Genomic DNA, 3,889 nt, shown 5'->3' on the forward strand with positions numbered 1-3,889 from the left:
CCTCCTCGACTCTGCCGAGTTGCTAGTCCTTCCCGCGACCGGGCGGACAGTGGACTTTCACCACACAATCACACGTGCGCTGCCGGGCGCACAAATAAAAATCCCAGACGTCCTAAGACTGTCTGGGATTGGAATCTGGCGGAAGGAGAGGGATTCGAACCCTCGATACGGAATTTCCGTATGCCGCCTTTCCAGGGCGGTACAATCAACCACTCTGCCATCCTTCCATGATGTGCTCGGCTGTGAGTTGCAGCGCCGTGGTGAAGGCTTTGCTGCAGGTTGGGCAGGTGCCCGAAACCGAGAAGCAGGAATATACCAAAGAACGAAAGGTTTGTCACGAGTGACTGAATAAAAAAGACGGCGAAAGTTGAAATTTCCCGTCTTGTGTTTTCGGAGCTGATCAGCATGTCATTGAAGATCTTTGATTATCGCTGTGAAAACCATCACGTGTTTGAGGCATGGTTGCGTTCGGAAGAGGATGTCGGCCCAAGCGCATGCCCGGTCTGCGGCTCATTGGTTCTTTCAAGATTGCCGAGTGCTCCTGCAGTGAAAGCGGCAGAAGCCTCCGCTTCTTCCCAATCCGCGGCTCCTGCTGCGTCTCTTTCTGAACTGCTGACGGCACTGCGTCATGCCGCCATGAAAGCCCGCGATGTCGGCGAGGGTTTTCCGGAAACGGTGCGTGCAATGGCGAGCGGAGCTGCTGCATGCGAATCCGTACGCGGGAAATGCACGCCGCGAGAGGAAGCGGAACTGCGCGCCGAAGGCATTGACGTGCTGGCGCTTCCAAAAGATTGGTTTGAACCAATGAACTGAGAAAAGCCTTTTCTTAAGGTCCTTGCAAACGGCTCGAGGCTAAAATCTTGCCTCGGCTCTTCCAGAAAAAGCCTTGCCGGACGATAGGCTGGAAGTCGGTCCGGTATTCCAAAAAGTCCGCCAATAAATCTTAGAGAGCTGTGCGATGGAACAATTTCCCGCTGCCAAAGAAACCCAACCGCATGGTCCCGCTGATTTGACCGACCAGAGCACCGTCTTCCTGATGCTCGAAGAACTCGGCATCGCTTCCATGCAGCGTGATTGGCTTGAAGCCAATGCACCGGAGTCGGATGACTGCAAAGATGCGGCCGAGCAGGCTGAAGAGTTTTTCGACGACATCGCGAACCTCTTCCTCGGACAGGGCGGCGATGATCGTGTTGCGCCGAACGGCTGGGCGGGGAGTGCACTGACGAAAAATCTTCGAGAAGCGGTTTGTGCCTATGCCGGACATGACGTTTTCGAGAACGTCGATGATGAAGCGGTGGTGCGCCGTACGTTGGATGCGTATCTCACATCGCTCAAACTGCTCACTGAGCAGCAGGAGGAACTCGCGCGCAGCGGCACAAAGATGAGTCCGGCGGAATACATCACACTGATGATCGCCTGGTCCGGCGTCTTCTCGGGTTCCCGTAAGTCTTTGGAGCTCTCCGCGCCTTATAGACCCACCTTCTGAGTAGAAATTTAGGTCAAATGAACTAGTCATTTATCCTAAATGCTCGATAACCCTTAGATATCAGCGTCTGATCAAATGTTGATGTTGACTTTGTAAAAGTCGGTTTCCCTATGCCGGATTCTATCGATACACTCGTTAGAAGTTGGAAATCACCGAAGACCTGAGCAAACACAATCAAGCTCTGAGTAAGCAGAGGCACGAACACCCGCAAAGGATGGCTCGACTTAGGTTTTAAGGGACATCAAGATCCAAGGCAATTCCAACGCATCATCAACCCACTTAAGGAAGATCGTCATGGAATCGCTAAACGGGGTGAATGCAATCACCATCGTATTTGCGGCGCTGTGCATCTTTGCCATCGCATACCGTTTCTACGGTTTGTGGGTGGCGCAAAAGGTGCTCAACATCAATGCGGCGCGCGAAACCCCTGCAAACCGCTTTGAGGACGGCAAAGACTACGTCCCCACTAATAAATACGTGCTCTTCGGGCATCACTTTGCCGCCATTGCGGCTGCCGGTCCGCTGCTCGGTCCGGTGCTGGCAGCGCAGTTCGGCTATCTGCCTGGTCTGCTTTGGATCTTGATCGGCTGCGTGCTGGCCGGCGGCGTGCACGACATGGTCGTGCTTTTCTGCTCGGTTCGCCACCGCGGGAAGTCTCTGGCCTACATCGCTTCGCAGGAAATTGACACCACTACGGGCCGCGTTGCTGCGTGGGCTGTGCTGGCCATTTTGCTGCTCACGCTGGCAGGTCTTTCGATTGCTGTCGTGAACGCGATGCACAATTCGCTCTGGTCGACCTACACCGTCTTCTGCACGATTCCTATCGCCGTTTTGATGGGGCTTTACATGCAGGTTTGGCGTAAGGGCGACGTGCGCGGCGCGACCATCATGGGCGTCGTACTGCTCTTCCTCTGCATCCTTTCGGGCCCGTGGGTTGCCTCGCACCCCGAGTACTTCGGATGGCTCGACATCGATAAGCCTGAGATGAGCCTCATCATCCCGGCTTACGGTTTCCTCGCTTCGGTTCTGCCGGTGTGGCTCCTGCTCCTTCCGCGCGATTACCTCTCCACCTTCCTGAAGATCGGCACGATCGGCGCGCTGGCCATCGGCATCGCCTTCGTGATGCCTACGTTCCACATGCCGGCCATTACGGAATTCATCCACGGCGGCGGCCCGATCATCGGCGGTCCGGTTATTCCGTTCCTCTTCATTACCATCGCCTGCGGTGCGCTTTCGGGCTTCCATGCCACTATCGGCACGGGCACGACGCCGAAGATGATCAACAATGAAAAGGATGTTCTGTTTGTCGGGTACGGCGCAATGCTGATGGAGGGCTTCGTGGCCGTCATGGCGCTCGTTGCTGCCTGCGTGCTCGTTCCGGCCGACTACTTCGCCATCAATGCTCCGGCAGAAAAGTTTGCCAAGCTCGGCATGGATGTTGTTGAACTCCCGACGCTTGAAGCAGAGGTTCAGGAAAACCTGATGCACCGTCCGGGCGGCTCTGTGTCGCTCGCCGTCGGCATGGCTCACATCTTCTCGAAGATCCCGGCTATGGAAAGCCTGATGGCCTATTGGTATCACTTCGCCATCATGTTTGAAGCCGTGTTCATTCTGACTGCAGTGGATGCCGGCACCCGTGTGGGCCGCTTCTTCCTGCAGGAGATGGTGGGTAAGGTTTGGCCGCGCTTCGCTGATAAGGATTGGTGGCCCGGCATCATCATCACCTCTGCGGTCTTTACCGGCGCATGGGGCTACCTCGTCTACTCGGGAGACATCGGTTCGATCTGGCCGCTCTTCGGTATCTGCAATCAGCTGCTTGCCTCTGTGACGCTTCTGATCGGTACGACCGTCATCATCCGCATGAATCATGTCAAGTATGCGTGGACGACTGGTGCGCCCGGCATTCTGATGACTTTCATCACTTTCTGGGCCGGTATTTGGCTGATCATCAATCAGTATCTGCCGTCTGGTCAGTATCTGCTGGCCTTCCTCTCGGCGCTCGTGATGTGCCTCATGCTCTTCGTGATCGTGGGCGTCCTTCGCCGCTGGATGGTGCTTCTCAACATCCACACCACCGTCAAAGATAAGTACGGCGTGGAAGTGAAGACCATCGTCGAGGAATAACTATCGGCAAGGATTGCTGGAGCCGTACGGTCGTCATGAAAAAACCGTCGGCTCCGACGATCTGGACTCTCTTCAAGCACTCGTGCGGTTTGCGCTGCCGAGTGCTTTTCTCATGGTGCGCCCGGCAGCGCACGTGTGATTGTGTGGTGAAAGTCCACTGTCCGCCCGGTCGCGGGAAGGACCGAGCAACTCGGCAGAGTCGAGGAGGCAACGAATCGATGAAGGAAGCCGATAGCAAACCGCCAGCCTGACAAACAGGAATCGGATATGAGGCACAAG

3 protein-coding genes and 1 tRNA gene are annotated in these 3,889 nt (G+C 55.7%); 3 read left to right on the forward strand and 1 reads right to left on the reverse strand.

What is annotated here, in order from left to right; translation table 11 throughout:
* Positions 1–136: 136 nt before the first annotated feature.
* Positions 137–227, reverse strand: a tRNA-Ser gene (locus DES29_RS12185).
* A 178-nt stretch (positions 228–405) separates the two neighbouring features.
* Here DES29_RS12185 and DES29_RS12190 point away from each other — a divergent pair.
* From DES29_RS12190 to DES29_RS12200, 3 genes are all read left to right on the forward strand, one after another.
* A complete protein-coding gene (locus DES29_RS12190; protein WP_021995244.1) occupies positions 406–813 on the forward strand; it encodes a DUF1178 family protein in 408 nt (135 codons plus the stop codon).
* A 145-nt stretch (positions 814–958) separates the two neighbouring features.
* Positions 959–1,486, forward strand: a complete 528-nt coding sequence (locus DES29_RS12195) for a hypothetical protein (protein ID WP_021995245.1) — start codon at positions 959–961, stop codon at positions 1,484–1,486.
* A 294-nt stretch (positions 1,487–1,780) separates the two neighbouring features.
* Positions 1,781–3,610, forward strand: coding sequence for a carbon starvation CstA family protein (locus DES29_RS12200; RefSeq protein WP_005430383.1), 1,830 nt, complete (start codon positions 1,781–1,783; stop codon positions 3,608–3,610).
* Positions 3,611–3,889 lie beyond the last annotated feature (279 nt).

Source organism: Sutterella wadsworthensis, from assembly GCF_003315195.1.
Lineage (GTDB): Bacteria > Pseudomonadota > Gammaproteobacteria > Burkholderiales > Burkholderiaceae_F > Sutterella > Sutterella wadsworthensis.